1 protein-coding gene is annotated in these 1,447 nt (G+C 64.3%); it reads left to right on the top strand.

Annotated features, from left to right (window positions below):
• Nucleotides 1-1,447: polyketide synthase dehydratase domain-containing protein (locus F0Q45_RS25940; protein ID WP_188113178.1), on the top strand; the 1,447-nt coding region annotated here is incomplete at both ends.

The following is a 1,447-nucleotide window of genomic DNA, read 5'->3' as shown; positions in this document are numbered from 1 at the left end:
GGTATTTAGCGGAAGATTGTCGACGAGCACACACGGCTGGCTGGCCGGCCACCAGATCAACGACACCGTAGTGTTTCCCGCGACCGGGTTCATCGATGTGATCCTGAGCGCTGGTGAGGTGGCCGGTTGCCCTGTCATCGACGAGCTGACCCTGCACACCCCCCTGAGATTGGCTCGACACAGCCCCACCGATATTCAAATCACGGTCTACCCCAAAGAGGACAACCAGCGGCGTCGGTTTACCGTGCACGCCCGAACCGACCACGACAGCCCCACAGCCTGGACTATGCACGCCAGCGGCGCGCTCACCACAGACCAACACCTGGCACGGCCCCCGCTAGCGGCACTACCCAGTGTGCAAGCCATCAGCCAAGACAGTTTCTACGAGCACCTAGCTACCCACGGCTACCAGTACGGTCCTCCGTTTCAGGGTGTGCATGGTATCGGCGCCGACCCCACCTACCCCGACACCATCTACGCCGAGGTGGTGTTACCCACCGACACCGAGATCACCGGCTATGGCATCCACCCCGCGCTACTGGATGCTGCCCTGCACCCCCTAGCCGCCAAACTATTGGACACCGCCGACGACACCGACGCGCCAACACCGCGGCTTCCTTTCACGTTCAGCGGCATCAGGCTGCACGCCAACGCACCCACCCGACTGCACATCACGCTCAGCGCTACCGGGCCCGACACATTCAGGCTGCACGCCACCGACCCCACCGGTGCCTCAGTGATCGCCATCAACACACTTACCCTGCGCCCCCTCCCCAAGAGCCTCACCTCAGTGCCGGCGGCCACAATAGGTGATAGCTTGTTCCACCTGGACTGGCTAGCCCTACCCGAGGACACCTTCCCAGCCGCAACAGTCTCACCGAAATGGGCGGCGGTCACCAACCAACCCGAACGCCTACCGGCCAGCCTGCACAGCAACCCCATCCACTCCGACCTGGGCCAACCTCACGTGGCCCACACCGATCTGGCGATCTGGTTTTTGCCGGTGCCCGACCCCACCACCAAAAGCCCTACCCCCCACAACGAGGACCCGCTGCAGCGGGTGCATGCCCTGCTCCGCCACACCCTCACCGGGCTGCAAACCTGGCTGACCCGCCCCGACACCGCCGACACCCATCTGGTGATCATCACCGGCCACGGCACAACCACCAGCACCTACGACCCAGCACCCGACCTGGCCCACGCCGCCGCCTACGCGCTGATCCACACCACCCAAAACGAACACCCCGATCGCATCACGGTGATCGACACTGACCACACCCCCACCACCGGCCAGACCCTCACCAACGTGCTAGCCGCCCTGGCCACCCCAACCCGACGGAGCGCCGTCGAAGCCCAACTGGCCATCCGCCACGGCAAAACCCATACCCCCCGACTAACCCCAACACCACTAGCCGTCACACCACCACAACCCGCTACCGTGTTAGAT

This window comes from Mycobacterium simiae (assembly GCF_008370645.1).
GTDB lineage: Bacteria > Actinomycetota > Actinomycetes > Mycobacteriales > Mycobacteriaceae > Mycobacterium > Mycobacterium simiae_A.
The sequence above is the reverse complement of the archived record's forward strand: the minus strand, read 5'-3'. Positions and strand labels throughout refer to the sequence as shown.